Annotated in this window: 18 protein-coding genes; 9 read left to right on the top strand and 9 right to left on the bottom strand. The window is 69.3% G+C overall.

Features of this window, described 5'->3' with window-relative positions:
* The first annotated feature begins 1 nt into the window (after position 1).
* From AC5LXX_RS15670 to AC5LXX_RS15660, 3 genes are read left to right on the top strand one after another with little or no spacing between them, the layout of a single operon-like run.
* On the top strand, positions 2–1000 hold the full coding sequence (locus AC5LXX_RS15670) for an ABC transporter ATP-binding protein (protein ID WP_493410036.1): 999 nt from the start codon (positions 2–4) through the stop codon (positions 998–1000).
* Positions 997–2013, top strand: a complete 1017-nt coding sequence (locus AC5LXX_RS15665; RefSeq protein WP_124456810.1) for a peptide ABC transporter ATP-binding protein — start codon at positions 997–999, stop codon at positions 2011–2013. The genes AC5LXX_RS15670 and AC5LXX_RS15665 overlap by 4 nt, the downstream gene beginning before the upstream one ends.
* Positions 2006–3151, top strand: a complete 1146-nt coding sequence (locus AC5LXX_RS15660; RefSeq protein WP_493410035.1) for a TraB/GumN family protein — start codon at positions 2006–2008, stop codon at positions 3149–3151. Before AC5LXX_RS15665 ends, AC5LXX_RS15660 begins: the two co-directional genes overlap by 8 nt.
* Positions 3152–3708: 557 nt before the next feature.
* Here AC5LXX_RS15660 and pxpA read toward each other — a convergent pair.
* The 3 genes from pxpA to pxpB are packed head-to-tail and all read right to left on the bottom strand — an operon-like array spanning position 3709 to position 6251.
* Positions 3709–4473 (bottom strand): 5-oxoprolinase subunit PxpA, encoded by a 765-nt coding sequence (gene pxpA, locus AC5LXX_RS15655; protein ID WP_124456808.1) that lies wholly within the window; start codon positions 4471–4473, stop codon positions 3709–3711.
* A gap of 57 nt (positions 4474–4530) precedes the next feature.
* Positions 4531–5598 carry a 5-oxoprolinase subunit C family protein gene (locus tag AC5LXX_RS15650; protein WP_493410034.1) on the bottom strand — a complete coding sequence of 356 codons (1068 nt, stop codon included), beginning with the start codon at positions 5596–5598 and terminating at the stop codon, positions 4531–4533.
* Complete coding sequence (pxpB, locus tag AC5LXX_RS15645) at positions 5595–6251, bottom strand: 5-oxoprolinase subunit PxpB (RefSeq protein WP_493410033.1); 657 nt, start codon at positions 6249–6251, stop codon at positions 5595–5597. Before pxpB ends, AC5LXX_RS15650 begins: the two co-directional genes overlap by 4 nt.
* A 148-nt stretch (positions 6252–6399) precedes the next feature.
* On the opposite strand from pxpB, the gene AC5LXX_RS15640 reads away from it, so the two are divergent.
* Positions 6400–6912, top strand: a complete 513-nt coding sequence (locus AC5LXX_RS15640) for a winged helix DNA-binding protein (RefSeq protein WP_124456805.1) — start codon at positions 6400–6402, stop codon at positions 6910–6912.
* Positions 6913–6986: 74 nt separating this feature from the next.
* Here AC5LXX_RS15640 and AC5LXX_RS15635 read toward each other — a convergent pair whose 3' ends face one another.
* A complete protein-coding gene (locus tag AC5LXX_RS15635) occupies positions 6987–7595 on the bottom strand; it encodes a 5-formyltetrahydrofolate cyclo-ligase (RefSeq protein ID WP_493410032.1) in 609 nt (202 codons plus the stop codon).
* Between the two features lie 8 nt (positions 7596–7603).
* Here AC5LXX_RS15635 and AC5LXX_RS15630 point away from each other — a divergent pair, with 8 nt between their 5' ends.
* The 4 genes from AC5LXX_RS15630 (at position 7604) to AC5LXX_RS15615 (ending at position 12527) form a co-directional block, all read left to right on the top strand.
* Complete coding sequence (locus AC5LXX_RS15630) at positions 7604–9556, top strand: lytic transglycosylase domain-containing protein (RefSeq protein WP_493410031.1); 1953 nt, start codon at positions 7604–7606, stop codon at positions 9554–9556.
* 59 nt (positions 9557–9615) lie between these two features.
* On the top strand, positions 9616–10575 hold the full coding sequence (locus AC5LXX_RS15625) for a complex I NDUFA9 subunit family protein (RefSeq protein WP_493410030.1): 960 nt from the start codon (positions 9616–9618) through the stop codon (positions 10573–10575).
* Positions 10576–10641: 66 nt separating this feature from the next.
* Entirely contained in the window at positions 10642–11289 is a 648-nt protein-coding gene (locus AC5LXX_RS15620) for a glutathione S-transferase family protein (protein ID WP_493410029.1), read from the top strand.
* Positions 11286–12527, top strand: a complete 1242-nt coding sequence (locus AC5LXX_RS15615) for a multifunctional CCA addition/repair protein (protein ID WP_493410028.1) — start codon at positions 11286–11288, stop codon at positions 12525–12527. The genes AC5LXX_RS15620 and AC5LXX_RS15615 overlap by 4 nt, the downstream gene beginning before the upstream one ends.
* Positions 12528–12560: 33 nt before the next feature.
* Here the strand turns inward: AC5LXX_RS15615 and AC5LXX_RS15610 are convergent, their stop codons facing one another.
* The gene (locus AC5LXX_RS15610; protein ID WP_493410027.1) at positions 12561–13343 is read right to left on the bottom strand and encodes a helix-turn-helix domain-containing protein; all 783 of its coding nucleotides are present in this window, start codon (positions 13341–13343) and stop codon (positions 12561–12563) included.
* A gap of 415 nt (positions 13344–13758) precedes the next feature.
* On the opposite strand from AC5LXX_RS15610, the gene AC5LXX_RS15605 reads away from it, so the two are divergent.
* The gene (locus tag AC5LXX_RS15605; protein WP_493410026.1) at positions 13759–15609 is read left to right on the top strand and encodes a M24 family metallopeptidase; all 1851 of its coding nucleotides are present in this window, start codon (positions 13759–13761) and stop codon (positions 15607–15609) included.
* A gap of 19 nt (positions 15610–15628) precedes the next feature.
* On the opposite strand, the gene AC5LXX_RS15600 is transcribed toward AC5LXX_RS15605, so the two are convergent.
* From AC5LXX_RS15600 to flgA, 4 genes are all read right to left on the bottom strand, one after another.
* Positions 15629–16996 carry an SGNH/GDSL hydrolase family protein gene (locus AC5LXX_RS15600; RefSeq protein WP_493410025.1) on the bottom strand — a complete coding sequence of 456 codons (1368 nt, stop codon included), beginning with the start codon at positions 16994–16996 and terminating at the stop codon, positions 15629–15631.
* A gap of 153 nt (positions 16997–17149) precedes the next feature.
* Positions 17150–17590: a flagella synthesis protein FlgN gene (locus AC5LXX_RS15595; protein WP_034190345.1), complete on the bottom strand. Its 441-nt coding sequence runs from the start codon at positions 17588–17590 to the stop codon at positions 17150–17152.
* A 74-nt stretch (positions 17591–17664) separates the two neighbouring features.
* Positions 17665–17994: a flagellar biosynthesis anti-sigma factor FlgM gene (gene flgM, locus AC5LXX_RS15590; protein ID WP_493410024.1), complete on the bottom strand. Its 330-nt coding sequence runs from the start codon at positions 17992–17994 to the stop codon at positions 17665–17667.
* 118 nt (positions 17995–18112) lie between these two features.
* Positions 18113–19333: a flagellar basal body P-ring formation chaperone FlgA gene (gene flgA, locus AC5LXX_RS15585; protein WP_493410023.1), complete on the bottom strand. Its 1221-nt coding sequence runs from the start codon at positions 19331–19333 to the stop codon at positions 18113–18115.
* Positions 19334–19356: the final 23 nt, after the last annotated feature.

Below are 19356 nucleotides of genomic sequence, written 5' to 3'. Positions count from 1 at the left end.
CATGAGCCAAAATCTTCTGACCATCCGCAATCTCGCGGTGAACTTCAACGGCCTGCCCGCTGTCGACCGGATCAACATGTCGATCGCGCCGGGCGAGGTGGTCGGCGTCGTCGGCGAATCGGGCTCGGGCAAGAGCGTGACGATGATGGCGCTGATGGGCCTGATCGACGCACCGGGCAAGGTGACGGCCGACGAGGTCACGTTCAACGGCGTGGATCTCTTGAAGGCGTCGCCGAAGGCGCGCCGCAAGATCGTCGGCAAGGACATCGCGATGGTGTTCCAGGACGCGCTGACGAGCCTGAACCCGAGCTACACGGTCGGCTACCAGATCAAGGAGGTGCTGAAGCTGCACGAAGGCCTGCGCGGCGACGCGCTGAACCGGCGCGCGCTCGAACTGCTCGACCAGGTCGGCATTCCCGATGCGAAGAACCGCATCGCGTCGTTCCCGCACCAGATGTCGGGCGGGATGAACCAGCGCGTGATGATCGCGATGGCCGTCGCGTGCAACCCGAAGCTGCTGATCGCCGACGAGCCGACCACCGCGCTCGACGTGACGATCCAGGCGCAGATCATGGATCTGCTCGTGAAGCTGCAGAAGGAACGCGGGATGGCGCTCGTGCTGATCTCGCACGACCTGGCCGTGGTGTCGGAGGTCGCGCAGCGCGTCGCGGTGATGTACGCGGGCGAGATCATCGAGACCAACAGCGTGCCCGACATCTTCCGTGCGCCGCATCATCCGTACACCGAAGCGCTGCTCGCGGCGATTCCCGAGCACAATCAGGGGGCGCGTCGCCTTGCCGCATTGCCCGGCATGGTGCCGGGCCGCGATGATCGCCCGTCCGGGTGCCTGTTCGCGCCGCGCTGCAAATATGTCGTCGACGATTGCCGCAAGGCGCGGCCGGCGCTCGACACGCTGGTGCCGGCCAACGATGCGATGCGCGCGCGCTGCATCAAGCCGCTCAATGTTTCCAACCTCGACCTGACGGGAGGCGCACGATGAACGCAGTCAATCAGACGCCTCGCGCGTCGCACGACGATGAAGCTGTGCTGGTGGCCGACGGCCTCGCGAAACACTACTCGGTGAAGCGCGGGATGTTCGGGCAGGGCACCGTGAAGGCGCTGAACGGCGTGTCGTTCTCGCTGAAGCGCGGCAAGACGCTTGCCGTCGTCGGCGAGTCGGGCTGCGGGAAGTCGACGCTCGCGCGCCAGCTCACGATGATCGAGACGCCCACGTCGGGCAGCCTGACGATCGACGGCAAGAACGTCGCCGGCGCGAGCCGCGAGACGGTCGCCGACCTGCGCCGCCGCGTGCAGATGGTGTTCCAGAACCCGTTCGCGTCGCTGAACCCGCGCAAGACCGTCGAGCAGACGCTCGCCGAGCCGCTCGAGATCAACGCGAACCTGACGGCGGCCGAGCGCGCGCAGCGCATCGCGCAGATCATGCGCACGGTCGGCCTGCGGCCCGAGCATGCGAAGCGCTATCCGCACATGTTCTCGGGCGGCCAGCGCCAGCGTGTCGCGATCGCGCGCGCGATGATCCTCGATCCGCGCATCGTCGTCGCCGACGAGCCGGTGTCCGCGCTCGACGTGTCGATCCAGGCGCAGATCCTGAACCTGTTCATGGATCTGCAGGAGCAGTTCAAGACGAGCTACGTGTTCATCTCGCACAACCTGTCGGTGGTCGAGCACGTCGCGGACGACGTGATGGTGATGTATTTCGGCAGCGTCGCCGAGCTCGGCGACAAGGCGACGATCTACGCGCGGCCGCGCCATCCGTACACGCGGGCGCTGATGTCGGCGACGCCGGCGATCTTCGAGGAAGACCGCCGCGTGCAGATCAAGCTGCAGGGCGAACTGCCGTCGCCGCTCAATCCGCCGTCGGGCTGCGCGTTCCACCAGCGCTGCCCGTACGCGGTCGAGCGGTGCCGCGTGGAGGAGCCGAAGCTGCGCGAGGTCGATGGCCGGCAGGTCGCGTGCCATCGCGCCGAGGAGGTAGGGGAGGCGAATGCCTGAAGTGTTGGCGGCGCGCGTGTCCGGCGTGCGCCGTGCGGGGACGAGCGGTGCGCGCGTGATGCGTGCGTACCGCTACGCGCGGCGCTGGAGCGTGCGCACCGTCACGGGCGCGGCGCTGGCCGGCGCGTGCGTGGCGGCCAGCCTCGTGGTTCCCGTCGAATCCGCGCGCGCCGAAGGGCGCGCGCCGGCCACGTCACCGATCCATCCGTCGCAAGTCCCGCCGCCCGGCATGAGCCTGCCGGGCTTCCACGCACCGTCCGTGTCGGACGGCACGGTGTCGCGCGGCACCGTGCGCGTGCAGCCCGCGCGCATGCCGTTCTACGTCGCGACCAAGGGCAACGTCACGCTGTACGTGCTCGGCACGCTGCACACCGGCGACCCGTCCGATTACCCGAGCGCGCAGCCGTTCCGGCCGCGCATCCTCGCGGCACTCGCCGCATCGCCGACGCTTGCGCTCGAGCTGTCGCCCGACGACCTGCTCGAATCGCAGGACGACGTGTCGAAGTACGGCGTGTGCCGCTATCCGTGCCTGCAGCGCCTGCTGCCCGAACCGCTGTGGCAGCGGCTCGCGGCGCGCCTGCGCGGCAATCCGGCCGCGCTCGCCGAAATCCGCAAGATGCGGCCGTGGCTCGCGGCGCTCGTCGTCGAGACCTACGATTCGCTGTCGGCCGGCCTGCAGACCGAATACGGCACCGAGGCGCAGCTGCAGAACGTGTTCCTGAAGAAGAAGGGCGGCCGCGTGATCGGGCTCGAGACGCTCGCCGAACAGATGCGCGCGTTCACCGGGCTGACGCTGGCCGAGCAGCGCGAGATGCTCGCGCAGGACATGGTGCAGACGCCCGCGCAGAACGCCGACGACATCAAGGCGCTGCACCGGCTGTGGCGAATTGGCGACGCCGACGCGATCTCCGCGTGGGCCGTCGCGAAGAGCGAGCGGCTCGCGCGTTCGAAGGTGCTGTCGGCGTCGATCGACAACAAGATCGTGTACGAGCGCAACCGGCGCTTCGTTGCACGAATGACCGCAATCGCCGCGCCGAACCGGCCGCTGTTCGTCGCGATCGGCGCGCTGCATCTGGGCGGCCCGCGCGGCGTGCTCGAATTGTTGCGCCAGCAAGGATACCGGGTCGACGCGAACTGATCGCGCCCGGCGGTACGCCCTGATCTTCCCCTGTTTGATTGACATCGCGCGCACGGCGTGAAGCGCCTGAGCCGTGGTGGGTATCGATAAGGAAAACCCTTGATTCGTCGGAAAATAGCGTTTAAAACGATTGACATCCCGTTCTGGCAATCTCTATTCTTCACCCCACAAGTTGAAAAAATGAAAAGAATAGATAAGTTCTACGGGGTAGCAGAAATAAAGCGCGGGGTGAGCGTCGCCGGCACGTGAAGCACGTGCCGGCCGCGGAGAGTCTGCATGCACGGCGGGGCCAATCATCGTCGAATAACACATGCATGCAGGCCGACTTGCACATAAGCAACGTTCCGTCGTCTGACCGGGGAATGCAGTGATCGGGCGGCGGCGGACGTTTTTTAATCCGGAAGATTTTTCCGGTCACCGTCGAAAGACGGTTTCGGGGGGCGAATCGACAGACGGCGAAGCCGCAGCGATTGCGCCAACGGAAAAGCGCCACGAGGGCGCTTTTTTCTTTTGTGCGGCCGATGCGTGCAGCGTGCGCTGCACGGGATGAATGCGCGTCACGCGCCTTCGTCGGCCTGCAGCGCGCCGGGCGCGACGACGTCGACGCCGGCGGCCTCAAGCGCCGCGCGGATCCGCTTCGCGAACGCGAGCGCATGCGGCCCGTCGCCGTGCAGGCAGACGGTCTGCGCGTTGAGCGGCACCCATTCGCCGCTCAATGCACGCACCTGCCGGTTGCGCACCATGTCGAGCGTGCGCGCGAGCACCGCGTCTTCATCGTCGATCAAGGCGCCGGGCTGGTTGCGCGGCACGAGTGAGCCGTCCGCGCGGTAGCCGCGATCTGCGAACACTTCCTCCACGGCGGCGAGCCCCGCGTGCCGTGCGGCCGCGACGAACACGCTGTTCGCGAGCCCGAACACCGCGAGTGACGGATCGAAGTCGTGGATCGCGGACACCACCGCGTCGGCGATCAGCGGGTCGCGCGCGGCCTGGTTGTACAGCGCGCCGTGCGGCTTCACGTGCGCGATGCGCCCGCCTTCGGCCTGCGCGATCGCCGACAGCGCGCCGAGCTGGTACAGCACGCCCGCATAGATGTCGCCGGCCGGCAGCTGCATTTCCTTGCGGCCGAAATTCTCCGGATCGTGAAAGCTCGGGTGCGCGCCGATCGACACGCCTTTCTGCACGGCCCAGCGCACGCAGTCGCGCATCGCATTCGCGCCGCCTGCATGCCAGCCGCAGGCGATGTTCGCCGACGTGACGAGGTCGAGCAGCGCCTCGTCAGATCCGCATCCTTCGCCGAGATCGGCATTCAGATCGATTTCCATGATGTTTCCTCGTCCACTGATTGCGTGGCGCGTCCTTCGTTACTGCTTCCGCCATTGTCACGCTGCGCGCGATTGAGCGCGGCGGCGCGCTTCTTCTCGCATGTCGATCGCAATGTCGATCTGCCGCAGATAGGCACGTTCCGCGGAGAGGGCGGCGCGCGCGGCGTCGGGTGTCGTGCGCACGAAGCGGATCGGCAGGTTGAGCCGCGCCTGTGCGAGTTTCCACAGATCGGCGCGGATTACCGTGCCGATCTTCGGGTAGCCGCCGGTGGTCTGCGCGTCGTGCATCAGCACGATCGGCTGGCCGTTCGGCGGCACCTGGATCGTACCGGGCAGCACCGCGTGCGACAGCAGCTCGACCGGCCGCTCGCGCGCGAGCTCGGCGCCCGCGAGGCGATAGCCCATCCGGTTGCTGTTCGCGGTGACGAGCCATTCCTCGTCCCAGAACGCCTGCTGCGAATCGGCCGCGAACGATGCGTAGTCGGGGCCCGGCAGCACGCGCACGGGCATCGCCCACGGCGCATGCGCGGGGCGGTGACGGCGCGGCGGCTCGTCGACGCGCGCGAAGGCGCACCAAGCGGGCGCCTTCACGCCGAATTCGGGCGCATCGGCCGCGAGGCAGCCCGCGCCGGCCGGCGGCACGCCGACCGGGAGCCGGTCGCCGTCGCGCAGCGTGCGGCCGCCGAGGCCGCCGAAGCGCGACGCGAGATCGGTGCTGCGCGATCCGAGCATCGGCAGCACGTCGATGCCGCCCGCGATGCACAGATAGCCGCGCATCCCGCGTTTCGCGGCCGGCAGCACGAGCGTCTGCCCGGCCTCGACCGGCAGGCTCCACCACGAATACACGCGCTGGCCGTCGAGCGTCGCGCCGAATTCTGTGCCGGTGATCGCGATGCGCGTCGCGCGCGTGAAGCGGAACGCGGCGGGGCCGATCGTGACTTCGACGGCCGCCGCGTCGGGGCGGTTGCCGACGAGCCGGTTGCCGACCTCGAGCGCGAGGCCGTCGAGCGCGCCGCCCTGCGCGACGCCGAGGTGGCGGGTGCCGCGGCGCCCGAGATCCTGCACGGTGGACAGCGGGCCGGCGCGCAACACCTCGATGGTGCCCGGTGCGTTGCTCTGGGTCATGACGCGTCGACTCCCGCAATGGTGAAGCGCACGCGATCGCCGGGCAGCAGCAGCGTCGGCTGCGGCCGCGCCGGATCGAACAGCACCTGCGACGTGCGGCCGATCAGCTGCCAGCCGCCGGGCGACGTGGTCGGGTAGATGCCCGTCTGCGCGCCGCCGATGCCGACCGAGCCGGCCGGCACCTCGAGGCGCGGCGCCGCGCGGCGCGGCGTGTGCAGCGACGCGTCGAGGCCGCCGAGATACGCGAAGCCGGGCTGGAAGCCGACGAAGAACACGACGTATTCGCCGGCCGCGTGGCGCGCGACGACTTCGTCGGCCGGCAGGCCCGTGTGCGCGGCGACGGCCGCCAGGTCGGGGCCGGCGGCACCGCCGTATTCGACCGGGATCTCGACCTCGCGACCGTCAGCATGCTCGACGTCGGCCGTCTCCCACGCGTCGCGCAGCGCGGGCGTGAGCGAGTCGGCCGTCGCGGCGAGCGCGTCGAACACGATGGTCAGGTTGTTCATGCCCGGCACGACGTCGATCACGTCGGGCCACGCGCGCGCGGCCTCGGCAACGGCCCAGACGCGGCGCTGGCAATCGAGCGTGGCGGGCGGCGGCACCTCGCAGACGAGGGCGGCATCGCCGAGCGGATAAATGCGGGGTTGCGTCATCGGGCTGGCACGGTTCGGACGGCAATGTTAGCGCACATTGTCAATAAGATATCGATAAGTTACCAATAAGCGTTTTCGCCTAGCCCGTATACCGGGGCTTCTGGCGTACACTCGGCACACCCTGACATCCCGCTTGCGCCGCCTTTCCATGAAGCGTCATCCGACCAAGATCGTGTCATCCGAACACCTCGTTTCCGATTCGAGCGCGGAGCTGTCGGAGCTCGAATACGGGCTCATCATGGCCGGCAACGCGTTCAACCGCTGGATGGTGCGCTGCATGTCGGCGGCCGGCGCGAAGGACATGACGGCGGTCGAGGTGTCGCTGCTGCATCACGTCAGCCATCGCGAACGCAAGAAGAAGCTTGCCGACATCTGCTTCGTGCTCAATATCGAGGATACGCACGTCGCGACCTATGCGCTGAAAAAACTGATCGCCCGCGGCTACGTGAAGAGCGAGAAGAGCGGTAAGGAAGCGTTTTTCTTCGCGACCGACGCGGGCCGCGACCTGTGCCTGAAATATCGCGAGGTGCGTGAGCACTGCCTGATCGAGACGCTGAAGGACAGCGGGCTCACCAACGAGCAGATCGGCGACGCGGCGCAGCTGCTGCGCCACGCATCGGGCCTCTACGACACGGCCGCCCGCGCGGCGGCGTCGCTGTAAGCGATTGCGAAAACTGTTGCGCGCGAGCCTGCGCTGACGGGCGTGCGGCGGCGACCGCGACGCCGCGCGCCGCGTCATCCGGCGGCCGGGTACAGCGCGCCGTCGGTCACGATCCAGCGTAGCGCGAGATCATGCGCTTCGGCCGGCAGCGCGTCGACGCGGCACGCTTCGTACGCGATGCCGACCGTCACCGGCAGCGTGTCATCCGGCCACGCGGCGAGCGTGCGGTCGTAGTAGCCGCCGCCGTAGCCGAGCCGGTAGCGCTGCGGATCGAATCCCACGCAGGGAATCAGCAACAGGTCGGGCACGACGACGATTCCCGACGCAGGCTCCGGAATCCGGTGACGACCTTCGCGCATCGGCGTGTGTGCATCCCACGCATGGAACGCGAGCGGCGTGTGACGCTCGCCGATCACCGGCAATGCGGCGCGCCGGCCGGCACCTGCCGCGCACCACGCGAGCACCGCATCGCGCGCATCGAATTCACCGGGCAGCGGCCAGTAGAACCCGACCGTGTGCGGCGCCAGGCGGTCGAGCAGCGTGCGCAGCCGCGCATCGAGCGCGGCGTTCGCGGCAGGCTGCGACGCGGCGTCGCGACGCGCGCCGGACAGCGTTTTGCGCAGCGCAACCTTCGGGTTCGGCACAGGGTTGCGTGCTATGCTTTCGCTCAATTCGTGCTCCATTCAAAACGATGTCGAACAGCCTTTTTCGAGTATATCGCGCGGTCGCGCTGACGCTTGCGGCCGCCGCGCTCGTCGCGGGTACGGCCGCGTGCGCCGCACCGAACGACGACACGCTCGCCGGGGATGACCAGATCTTCGTGCAGCTTCGCGAAGCCGCACGCCGCAACGACGCCGCGAAAGCCGCGCAGCTCGCGTCGATGATCCCGAACTATCCGGTCCCGTCCTACGTCGAGTATTTCCAGATCAAGCCGCAGCTGTTCGATTCGACGGGCCGCGCGCGCGTCGATGCGCCGGACGCGCCCGTGCAGTCGTTCCTGCAGCGCTACGATGGCCAGGCGATCGCCGACCGCCTGCGCAACGACTACCTGCTCGTGCTCGGCGCGCGCCACGACTGGCGCAACTTCGACGACCAGTACAAGCGCTTCGTGCTCGACGACGACACGCAGGTCAAGTGCTATGCGCTCGAATCGCGCGCGGCGCGCGGCGAGAACGTCGCCGACGCGGCGCGTGCGCTGCTCGTCGAGCCGAAGAACTACGGCGACGCCTGCGTCGACCTGATCACCGCGCTCACCGTCAACCAGCAGTTCACGAGCGACGACGTGTGGCAGCAGGCACGCCTCGCGTACGAGCAGAACTACACGACGCTCGGCGGCAAGATCGTCGATGCGCTCGGCCCGCGCCCGGCCGGTTTCGACCAGGCGACGAGCGCGCCGCCGCTGTACCTCGCGCGCGGCGTTGGCGCCGACGCGACGTCGCACCAGCTCGCGCTGATCGCACTCGGCCGCATGGCGCGCAACGATCCGGACGCGGCCGCAGGCATGCTGACGACGGTCGCGCCGTCGCTGACCAAGCAGGAACAGGCGATCGCGTGGGGCGCGATCGGCTATCAGGGCGCGATCAAGCGCTCGGCGCTCGCGTCGGTCTGGTACGCGAAATCCACCAACGCGCCGCTGTCGAACCCGGGCTACGAATGGCGCACGCGCGCCGCGCTGCTCGCCGGCAACTGGCCGATGGTGCGCTGGTCGATCGAGCAGATGCCGCCGTCGCTGCGCGACGATCCGGCCTGGATCTACTGGCATGCGCGCGCGCTCAAGCAGAGCGGCGACACGCTGCAGGCGAACCAGGAATTCGAGCAGGTCGCCGGTCAGTTCAACTTCTACGGGCAGTTGGCCGGCGAAGAGCTCGGCCAGCGCACGTCGATCCCGCCGCGCACGAAGGTGAGCGACGCCGAGGTCGACGCGATGGGCAAGATTCCGGGCTTCGCGCTCGCGCAGCGCTTCTACGGGCTGAACCTGCGCCTCGAAGGCAACCGCGAATGGAACTGGCCGCTGCGCGGGATGACCGATCGCCAGCTGCTCGCGGCCGCCGAATACGGCAAGCGCGTCGAGCTGCTCGACCGCACGGTCAACACGGCCGACCGCACGAAGGCCGAGCACGACTTCACGCTGCGCTATCCGTCGCCGTACCGCAACATCGTCGAGCGCTATGCGCAGTCGACGGGCCTCGACGTCGAATGGGCATACGGGCTGATCCGCCAGGAATCGCGCTTCATCATCAGCGCGCGTTCGTCGGTGGGCGCGGGCGGCCTGATGCAGCTGATGCCGGCGACGGCCCAGATGGTCGCGAAGAAGCTCGGCATGGGCGCGATCACGCGGGCGCAGATGCACGACATCGATACCAACATCCAGCTCGGCACCTGGTATCTGGCGGACATCTACAACAACTTCGACAGCTCGCCGGTGCTCGCCACCGCCGGCTACAACGCGGGCCCGGGCCGGCCGCGGCAGTGGCGCCAGGTGTTGACGCAGCCGGTCGAAGGCGCGATCTTCGCGGAGACGATTCCGTTCAACGAGACGCGCGACTACGTGAAGAACGTGCTGTCGAACACCGTCTACTATGCGGCGCTCTTCGAAGGCAAACCGCAGTCGTTGAAGAAACGTCTAGGCATGATCTCGCCCTGATACGCAACTTAAACACTGCCGCGCGAGACGCGGCAGTGTTCTTTTGAGGTCCCGAACATATGGATCGCCAGACCGTCGCGCTGTTGGGCGGCACCGGCTTCATCGGCAGCCGGCTCGTCAATGCGCTGATCGACGCCGGCAAGCAGGTCCGGATCGCCACGCGCCGGCGCGACCACGCGCGCCACCTGCAGATGCTGCCGGTCGAGATCGTCGAGCTCGAAGCGCTCGACACGCGCACGCTCGCACGCTTCGTCGCCGGCGCGCACGCGGCGATCAACCTGGTCGGCGTGCTGCACGGCGGCCGCGGCACGCCGTACGGACCAGGCTTCGAGCGCGCGCACGTCGCGCTGCCGGCCGCACTCGCGAGCGCCTGCACCGAAGTCGGCGTGCGGCGCGTGCTGCACATGAGCGCGCTCGGCGCCGATTCGCGCGGCGCGAGCATGTACCAGCGGTCGAAGGGCGACGGCGAGGCCGCGCTGCATGCGATCGCGGCGACCGATTCGCTCGCGCTGACGATCTTCCGCCCGTCGGTCGTGTTCGGCCCCGGCGACGCGTTCCTCAACACGTTCGCGAACCTGCAGCGCACGGTGCCCGTGCTGCCGCTCGCGATGCCCGATGCGCGCTTCCAGCCGGTATTTGTCGGCGACGTCGTCCGTGCGTTCGTCAACACGCTCGATCTCGCGGCCGCGCACGGCAAGACCTACGAACTCGGCGGCCCGACCGTCTATACGCTCGAACAGCTGGTGCGCTATTGCGGCACGCTGGTCGGCCGGCAGGCACGCATCGTGCGGTTGCCCGACGCGCTCGCGCGGTTGCAGGCGAGCGTGTTCGAGTGCCTGCCCGGCGAGCCCGTGCTCACGCGGGACAATCTCGCGACGATGTCGGTGCCGAACGTGCTGTCGGGCCCGCTCGCGCCGGAACTCGGGATCTCGCCCGCGAGTCTCGAAAGCATCGCGCCCGCGTATCTCGGCGAAGCCACGAAGCGCTCGCGATTCGACTGGTTCCGCTCGCGACGCTAGCGCCCGCGTGCGGCGCCGTCGTCCGGCCCCTTTGTTTTCCCTTTTCGCGTTGTCCGGAACCCCGTCATGAAACTCGTCATTGGTGACAAGAATTACTCGTCGTGGTCGATGCGGCCGTGGCTGCTGCTCGCGCATTTCGGCATCCCGTTCGACGAGATCGTGGTCGAGCTGCGCCGCGACGACTCGGCCGCGCGCATCCGCGAATACTCGCCGACCGGCAAGGTGCCGTGCCTGATCGACGATCACGGCTTCGCGATCTGGGATTCGCTCGCGATCGCCGAGACGCTCGCCGAGCGCTATCCGCAATTTCCGATGTGGCCGGCCGATCCGCTCGAACGTGCGCACGCGCGCTGCGTGTCGGCCGAGATGCACTCGGGTTTCGCGGCGCTGCGCACGCAGATGGGCATGAACGTGCGCGCGTCGATGCCGGGGCGCGGGGCGACGCCCGATTCACTCGCCGACGTCGCGCGCATCGATGCGCTGTGGAGCGCGTGTCTCGAAGCGTCGGGCGGCCCGTTCCTGTTCGGCGAATTCGGGATCGCCGATGCGATGTACGCGCCCGTCGTGATGCGCTTCAACACGTATGCGCCGGGCCTGTCGCCGGACGCGGCCGGCTATGCGGCGCGCGTGACGGCGCTGCCGGCCGTGCAGCGCTGGATCGACGCCGCGCGCCGCGAAACGAACGTGATCGCCGAATACGAGCCGACGCCATGAACATTTACGCAGTAGGCGGAGCGATCCGCGACGAATTGCTCGGCGTGCCCGTGCAGGACCGCGACTACGTGGTGGTGGGCGCGACGCCCGAGCAGATGGCCGCGCAGGGGTACCGGCCGGTCGGCAAGGATTTCCCGGTGTTTCTGCATCCGCAGACGCAGGAGGAGTACGCGCTGGCGCGCACCGAGCGCAAGACGGCGGCCGGCTATCACGGCTTCCAGTTCCATTACGCGCCGGACGTGACGCTCGACGAGGATCTCGCGCGGCGCGACCTGACGATCAACGCGATGGCGCGCGAGGTGAACCCGGAGGGTGTGCTGGTCGGGCCCGTGATCGATCCGTTCGACGGGCAGGCCGACCTGCGCGCCCGCGTGTTCCGGCACGTGAGCGACGCATTCGTCGAGGATCCGGTGCGGATCCTGCGGATTGCGCGCTTCGCCGCGCGGTTCGCGGATTTCACGGTGGCGGACGAGACGCTCGCGCTGATGCGGCGGATGGTCGACGCGGGCGAGGTCGACGCGCTGGTACCCGAGCGCGTGTGGCAGGAAATCGCGCGCGGGCTGATGGAAGCGAAGCCGTCGCGGATGTTCGCGGTGTTGCGCGAGTGCGGCGCGCTCGCGCGCATCCTGCCCGAGGTCGATGCGCTGTGGGGCGTGCCGCAGCGCGCCGACTACCACCCGGAAGTCGATACGGGCGTGCACGTGATGATGGTCGTCGACTATGCGGCGAAGCAGCGCTATTCGCTGCCGGTGCGCTTCGCGGCGCTCACGCACGATCTCGGCAAGGCGACGACGCCTGCGGACGTGCTGCCGCGTCATGTCGGCCACGAAGGCCGCAGCGTCGACCTGCTCAAGCCGTTGTGCGAGCGGCTGCGCGTGCCGAACGAATGCCGCGATCTCGCGCTCGTGGTCGCGCGCGAGCACGGCAACCTGCATCGCGTGATGGAGATGGGGGCGGCCGCGCTGGTGCGGCTGTTCGAGCGCAGCGATGCGCTGCGCAAGCCGGCGCGTTTCGCCGAGATGCTGCAGGCGTGCGAATCGGATGCGCGCGGGCGGCTCGGGCTCGATGCGCAACCGTATCCGCAGGCCGAGCGGTTGCGCATCGCGCTCGCGGCCGCGCGCAGCGTCGATGCCGGCGCGATCGCGCGCGGCGTCGGCAACGATACCGAGAAGATCAAGGATGCCGTGCATCGCGCGCGGATCCAGGCCGTTGCGCAAGCGCTCGAGATCGGCGAATAAGGGCGGCGACCGGGCGGCGCGCGCCCGCAGCCGTTACGGCTTCTTCTTGCGCGCCGGGGTGGCGGCCGCCGGGCGTTTGCCGGCGGACGCGCGCGGCTTCGCCGACGCCTTCTTGCCTGCGGCACCGGCCGTGGCCGGCCGTGCCGCATCGCCGTCGCGATCGCTGCGCTTGGCGCTCGGCGCGGCGCGTCGCTTCACGCGCGGCTCGCCCGGCACCGGCTGCCCGATTTCCATCGTCGCCGACACCAATTCGGCACACCTGTCGTCGAACAGCGGCAGCGTGCCGACCGCGATCAGCTCGGCCGGCCCTTCGCCGACGTTCGCGACGCGATGCCGCTTGCGCGCATCGAAGTGCAGCGAATCGCCGGGCGCCAGCGGGTACACCTTCTTGCCGACCGTGTAGCAGATGCGGCCGGTCAGCACGTACACGAACTCGTCGCCGCCGTGCGACACCCATTCCGAGCGGTAGCCTTCCATCATCCGCACCTTGAGGGCGTTGACCTGGCTGCCGTCGAAGGTGGTGGAGAGGCGCTCGTACCACTGCGACGTGGCGTCGAGCGCGTACGGCTTGCGGCTGCCTTCGTGCGAATCGGGCTGCGCCTGGCGCGGCTGGTCGATCAGCGCGCCGAGCGGGACGTCGAGCGCCTTGGCGACGTTGACGAGCGAAGACAGCGAGATGCCGGTGAGATGCCGCTCGACCTGCGACAGGAACCCGACCGACAGCTTCGCTTCGGTCGCGACTTCCAGCAGCGTCTTCTTCGCTTCCCGGCGCAGGCGGCGAATGCGCAGGCCGATACGCATGATGTCTGAATCCATGAATCTCTTTCGCGGCAACGAGTCGGGAGGCGAGCGGAGGGGCGGTGCAGTCGCCGGGACTTGCTTTGCGCGCATCGCACGAAGCACGGCCGCCGGGGCGGCAATGCCGGCGCATTGTACCGTGCACCGTCGCCGGGTGAATTGGCGTTGTGCCGGGATCCGCAGCCGTCGCGCCGATTTTAGTCCTACGAAAATTTTAGCTTGACCTCAATTTCCACGTGCTCTAGATTCTGTCGCGCATCAAACAAAGTTAAGTGAGACAAAAATTTCCCGAAGGCCTGCCGCCGGAACGGCACCGCGACCCGGCGGCGCGCCGGGTCGTGCGTGATCGGCGCCACGGCGGCGTGTCGCTTCAGGCATGCGCGATGCCGCGTCACGCCGCCGGCTGCCGACAACAACGAATCACGGGCACACGATGATCGATCGACTGAAATACAGCTTCTCCGGCCTTCCCCCGTACGACGCGTCCGTCGCCGACACGCAGGCCGGCCTGTCGCGCCTGCTCGATGCCGCGCGCCTCGACGCGGTGGTCGTCACGTCGCAGGACGAATACGTGACCGAGTACCTGCCGCGCAGCAACAACCCGCGCTACGCGCTGTCGGGCTTCGACGGCTCGGCCGGCTGCGGGATCTTCCTGAGCGCGGCGACCGCGCAGGCGCTCGGCGTGCCGCCGTTCGTGCTGTTCGTCGATGGCCGTTACCACCTGCAGGCCGAGCAGCAGTGCGATCCGGCGCGCGTGCGCATCGAGAAGCTCGGGATGAACGTGACGATCTGGCAGGCGCTGGCCGACTGGCTGGTCGTGCATGCCAGCCGGCTCGCGCGGGTCGGCTACGACGCGCTGCGAATCAGCGTCGGGCAGCGCGACCGGCTGCTCGCGCAGACGCAGGCCGCATCGCTCGACTGGACGAGCCTCGCGGATCGCGAGATCGACCGCGCGATCGCGCTGCCGGGCTGGATCGTCGAGCGGCCGATCTTCGAGGTGCCGGAAACGATGACCGGCCTGAGCGTCGCGCAGAACCTCGACACGCTGAACCGCCGGCTCGCCGCACGGACCGGCGCGGCCGACGGCAAGACCGCGTTCTTCTCGTGCGCGTCGGACGATCTCGCGTATCTGCTGAACAGCCGCGGTTATCACATCCCGAATGTGTCGTCGCACCTCGGCTACCTGTTCGCGGTCGGCGGGGAGGTCGTGTTGTTCCTGCCGGAAGGCTGCGACCGCTGCGAGGTCGTGCTCGATTCGTATCCGGCGCTGCACGTGATCCGCCGCGAGGTGGCTGCGCTCGAGCGTTTTCTCGCGCAGTTCGCGGTCGAGCACGTGTGCTACGGCTTCGAATCGGTGAACTGCGCGCTCGTCGACGCGGTGCGCCGCGTGTGGCCGCACGCGCCGCATACCGATTTCAATCCGGTCGAGGCGATGCGGGCGAGCAAGACGCCGGCGGTGCTCGACCGGTTCCGCGACGCGTTCGCGCGCAGCTCGGCGGCGATCGCCGAGACGATGCGCTGGGCGAAGACCGGCGAGCCGGGCGCCCGCCACACCGAATACGACCTCGCCCGCACGATCAACGACGCGTACGGCGCGCGTTCGGCCGTCGCGCTGACGTTCCCGTCGATCGCGGCGAACGGCGCGAACAGCGCGTTCGCGCATTACACGGCGGCAAGCGCCGGCGTCGAGCTGACGGAAGGCGAGCTCGTGCTGCTCGACAGCGGCGCGTACTACGAAGCCGGTTTCGCGACGGACTGCACGCGCGTCGTGTTGCGCCGCACGCGTCCCGATACCGTTGCGCAGCCGTGGCAGCGCGAGATCTACACGGTCGCGCTGAAGGCCTGCATCAAGGGGCTCGTCACGCGCTTCCCGAGCACGGCGACGGGTGCCGACGTCGACGCGCTCGTGCGGCAGGTGTGCCGCGACCACGGCCACGATTTCGGCCACGGCACCGGGCACGGCGTCGGGATTCACGTGCACGAAGGCGGCGTGCGGTTCGCGCCGGGCGCGCAGTACGGGCTGGTGCCGAATGCGGTGATCTCGGTCGAGCCGGGCATCTACCTGGCGGGCAAGGGCGGCGTGCGGATCGAGAACATCGTGATCATCCGCCCGGACGAAACGCAGTCGGATACCGTGCGGTTCGAGAACATCGTGACGGTCGGCTACGACTGGGACCTGATCGATCTCGCGCTGCTCGACGACGACGAGCGCGCTTACCTGCGCGACTACGAGCGGCTTTGCGTGGAGCGCGGCACGCAGGTCACCGCGTGTCCGCTGCTGTAAGCACCGCCGCCCGCGGCGCTCAGTTCAGCAGGCGCGCGCGCACGAACGGTGCGATCCGCTCGGCGAGCCATGCATGCGTGCGCGTCGTCGGGTGCAGCGTGTCCCAGAACACGAAGCGCGCCGGATCGCGGCAGTCCGCCCGCGGCACCTGCGCGCCCAGATAGGTGAGCGACGACGGCTTCGGGATGTCGAGGCACGCGCGCGTCGCGTCGTCGAAGCCGTATTGGGCCGGGTGGCTCAGCAGGTCGTCGAACGGCGCGTACGCGTCGAACACCTCGAGCCGCAGCGTCGCGCCGTAGCGGGCACGCAGCGCGGCGGCCGCGTCGACGAGGCGCCGGTTGTAGTCCTTGACCTGCGCGGCGACGCTCGCCGTGTCGGCGCGGGTCGCGAACACCGGCGCGCGCGACACGTCCGGCAGCGTGACGAGCATGATCCGCGTCGCGCCGGCCGCGGCGAGCCGCTCGAGGCTGTCGCGCACCGCATTCGCCGCCTGCTCGGGCGAGCGCCCGTAGTTCACGAGATCGTTGCCGCCCGCGAACACCGCGAACAGCGTGTTGGCGGGCCGGTAGTCCGGCGCGCGATCCATGTATTCGCGCCACGAGTCGATCTGCTGCACGAGGCCTGGCACGACGAGGTGCTGGTCGGTCGCCGCACCGCCGATCGCCCAGTTGTAGAACGGCAGCCGCAGCGCGTTCGCGAGATATTCGGCCCACACCGGGCCGTTGCTGAAGCGGCCCGCATGCCAGCTCGTGCCGTTCGGCAGCGTCCACTGGCTCGCGTTGAACATGTTCTGGGTGTCGGACAGGCTGTCGCCGAACACGATCAGCTTGTTGACGCGCGCGTCCTGCTGCGCGGCATCGATGGTCCATACCGTGTAGTTGAACGACAGCGCGTTGTTGGCGGCGACCGCCTGCGTGAGGCCGGACCGGATGCCTTTCGCGGCCAGCGTCTTGCGGCACACGTCGGCGAGCGTGTCCTGCGTCGTCGTGCTGTAGAACATGTTCTTCCACTGCGTGATGCCGTCGGCCCACCAGTAGCCGGGCACGCGATACCAGTCGCCGGCGGCGGGGTCGCGCGCCCATTCGTAGGTCGCGGCCGGCTTCAGCGGATCCGTGTCGATCCGGTACCAGCAGCGCAGGTACGTGTAGGTGTCGGAGCCGCGGCGCGCCGCGCGCGCCGTCGCGCCAGGCGTGCTCGATGCGGGCGGCGGCGCGACCTCGGGGCCGGCCGGCGACAGCGACATGTCGCCAGTCGGCGTGGGCAGCGGCGCAGGGCCGGCGGCATGGGCGGCGGGGAGCGTCAGCGCGGCGGCCAGCGCCGCGACGGTGGAAGCGGCGACGACTCGGGACGAGACACGGGACGACAGCGGAATACGGAAATGAGACATGCGGCCCTCTTCTGATTGTTGTGACGGGACGGCGGCGCGGTTGCGCAGCCGTGTATCGGAAGGGACCGTGGGTGCCGGGCTCGGGCCCGGTCTGTCGAAACGTGAAGTGCCGCGAACGGCAGTTGATACGGTAGCGGCGGTGCCGCCGGCCGGTCAGCGCGCGAGCGCCGATACGCGCCCGTCCGGGCCGTAGACGCCGGTCGGCGCGGGGGCCGAGCGCAGTACCGCGAGCGCGCGCTCGTTGTAGTCCATCCGGATGCGGATCAGCATCCCGTTGTTCGCATTGGCCTGGCGCGCGCGTTCGGCGGCCTGCTGCAGCAACTGCCAGCGGCCGGCGAGGCGTGCATCGCGCTCGGCGGCCTGGTCCATGCCCTTCTTGCCGGCCGGAAAGCCGAGCGCGGAAAGCTGCGTGTCGCGCGTGCGTTCGAGCTGCGCGAGCCGGTCGATCAGCGCGCTTTTCCTTTCGACGATGCCGGGCAGCATCTCGAGCGGCTCGGCCGTCGTCAGCGCCTTTTCCTCGTAGACGAGCAGGGACGCAAACGCCTCGACCGTCGCGTGTTCGTCGTTGACCGTGGCCAGCAGCTCTTCTCTCATCGCGTCATGCTCGTCGCGCCGGTGCACGCGGTGGCGCGCGCCGGCAAACCGGTGGAACCGGCCGCGAGGCCGGCTTAGTTACCCTGCGGGCGCTGCTGCTGCAGCAGCTCGCGGGCGGTATTCAATACGCCGTCGGCAATCTTGTGCGCGTCGATCGTCAACGTGCCGTTGTTCAGCGCGTCCTTGATCGACTGGACCAGGCCCGTGTCGATATCGGCACCGCCCGATGCGGATACCGAACGCAGCTGGCCGGACAGACCCGACAGGTTCACGGTCGTGTCGCCGACGGTCGATCCGGCGTCGGCCGCCTGCGCGGACGACTGGGCCGTGCCGGATTGCGCACGGGACGCGCCGTTGCCGGTCGGCGCCAGGGGGCTCGGGTTCGGAGTGGAATCGATCTTCACGATGGGTTTCCTGTACGGTTTGACCCAGATAACGGCCGGGTCGGCCCGAACTTTAGCATCGCGAGCCCGAAATGCTCCGAATAAACAATTCTTTACACTCTTGCGGTTGAATCCGTCCCTATAGCGGAATTTCCACGGTGCCGGCGTCCTTGACGATCGCCGTGACGATCTGGCCCGCGGCCATCCGCACCCGCACCGACTGGCCCGGTGCCGCATTCGCGAGCACGCTGCCTTCGGCCGAAATCGTGAACCCGGGGCCGGCCGCGACGACCCGCACCGTCTGGCCGGCCGATACCGACGCCGCGCTCTTCAGCATGTCCTGCCGCAGCGGCAGGCCGGCCGAGATGCGCGCGAGCGCGGTCGCGCCGATCGCCTGCACCGGGTCGGTGATCACCGCGAGCGGCATGACCGTCAGGTCGCCGTCGCGGGCGACCAGGTCGGCAGCGGAGAGCGGCTCGCCGGGCGCGATCTGGCGCGCGGCGACGTAATAGGTGGCCTGCACGGCGACCTTCGCCTGCAGGTAGACGGTCCACGGCCGCTCGCCCGCGCAGCGCACGCCGACCGTCGTGCGGCCCCACAGGCGCGCGCCGGTCGGCAGGAACGGCTCGAGCGTCGTGCACGCGGCGAGCCCGCGCGGAAACGCGGTCGTGACCGTCGCCGTGGTCTTGCCGGGCAGGCCGGCGATCTGCTGCTGCAGGAACGCGAGGGCCGCGCGGCGGATCGTCTCGGGATCCTGCTGGCCGGGCGGCGTCGCGGGCTGGGCCGCGGCGGCAGCCGGGGCCGCGTTCGCGGTACCCGCCGCCGTGCGCGGTGCCGGTGCGGCCGGCGCGGCGCGGACCGCCGCGACGCGTGCGGCGGCGGCCGACGGTTGCGCCTGCCGAACGGGGTTCGATGCGGGTTCGGCCGTGCCGGCGACGACCGTCGCGATTGCCGCCGGGTCGGCCGCACGCTGCTGCGCGCTGGAGCCTGTGTTTGCGCGGGCGGCTGCATAAACGGGAGCCGGCGGCGGCACGGTCGTCACGACCATCGCGCCGGCCGGTTGCGCCGCGTAGCCGGTGACCACGCCGGTCGCGGTACTTGCCGCCGACGCCGCGCGGCCCGTTTCCGGCGCGACGCCCGCACCCGAAGCCGTTCCCGCATTCCCGCCGAACTGCCCGCCGCTCGCCGCGTTGGCGTGCGCGAGCGCGGTTTCGGCCGTCTCGCCGCGTCCGGGAATCACGATCATCCCGTCTTCCGCGTGCGCGGCCGGCGCGACGATCCACAGCGCCGCGGCGAACGCAAACGCACGCCGGACGCGCGTGAGCCGCCCGTTCCTGCCGCGAAGTGCGCCGCCCGTCATCGCCGTGTCCTCGATCCGTTGAT

The sequence above is a fragment of the Burkholderia torrens genome, from assembly GCF_984668525.1.
The sequence above is the reverse complement of the archived record's forward strand: the minus strand, read 5'-3'. Positions and strand labels throughout refer to the sequence as shown.

Excerpts from the sequence above, each read along its gene's own strand:
- AC5LXX_RS15670 (WP_493410036.1), top strand. The coding sequence starts at position 2 with ATGAGCCAAAATCTTCTGACCATCCGCAATCTCGCGGTGAACTTCAAC.
- AC5LXX_RS15665 (WP_124456810.1), top strand. The coding sequence starts at position 997 with ATGAACGCAGTCAATCAGACGCCTCGCGCGTCGCACGACGATGAAGCT.
- AC5LXX_RS15660 (WP_493410035.1), top strand. The coding sequence starts at position 2,006 with ATGCCTGAAGTGTTGGCGGCGCGCGTGTCCGGCGTGCGCCGTGCGGGG.
- pxpA (WP_124456808.1), bottom strand. The coding sequence starts at position 4,473 with ATGGAAATCGATCTGAATGCCGATCTCGGCGAAGGATGCGGATCTGAC.
- AC5LXX_RS15650 (WP_493410034.1), bottom strand. The coding sequence starts at position 5,598 with ATGACCCAGAGCAACGCACCGGGCACCATCGAGGTGTTGCGCGCCGGC.
- pxpB (WP_493410033.1), bottom strand. The coding sequence starts at position 6,251 with ATGACGCAACCCCGCATTTATCCGCTCGGCGATGCCGCCCTCGTCTGC.
- AC5LXX_RS15640 (WP_124456805.1), top strand. The coding sequence starts at position 6,400 with ATGAAGCGTCATCCGACCAAGATCGTGTCATCCGAACACCTCGTTTCC.
- AC5LXX_RS15635 (WP_493410032.1), bottom strand. The coding sequence starts at position 7,595 with ATGGAGCACGAATTGAGCGAAAGCATAGCACGCAACCCTGTGCCGAAC.
- AC5LXX_RS15630 (WP_493410031.1), top strand. The coding sequence starts at position 7,604 with ATGTCGAACAGCCTTTTTCGAGTATATCGCGCGGTCGCGCTGACGCTT.
- AC5LXX_RS15625 (WP_493410030.1), top strand. The coding sequence starts at position 9,616 with ATGGATCGCCAGACCGTCGCGCTGTTGGGCGGCACCGGCTTCATCGGC.
- AC5LXX_RS15620 (WP_493410029.1), top strand. The coding sequence starts at position 10,642 with ATGAAACTCGTCATTGGTGACAAGAATTACTCGTCGTGGTCGATGCGG.
- AC5LXX_RS15615 (WP_493410028.1), top strand. The coding sequence starts at position 11,286 with ATGAACATTTACGCAGTAGGCGGAGCGATCCGCGACGAATTGCTCGGC.
- AC5LXX_RS15610 (WP_493410027.1), bottom strand. The coding sequence starts at position 13,343 with ATGGATTCAGACATCATGCGTATCGGCCTGCGCATTCGCCGCCTGCGC.
- AC5LXX_RS15605 (WP_493410026.1), top strand. The coding sequence starts at position 13,759 with ATGATCGATCGACTGAAATACAGCTTCTCCGGCCTTCCCCCGTACGAC.
- AC5LXX_RS15600 (WP_493410025.1), bottom strand. The coding sequence starts at position 16,996 with ATGTCTCATTTCCGTATTCCGCTGTCGTCCCGTGTCTCGTCCCGAGTC.
- AC5LXX_RS15595 (WP_034190345.1), bottom strand. The coding sequence starts at position 17,590 with ATGAGAGAAGAGCTGCTGGCCACGGTCAACGACGAACACGCGACGGTC.
- flgA (WP_493410023.1), bottom strand. The coding sequence starts at position 19,333 with ATGACGGGCGGCGCACTTCGCGGCAGGAACGGGCGGCTCACGCGCGTC.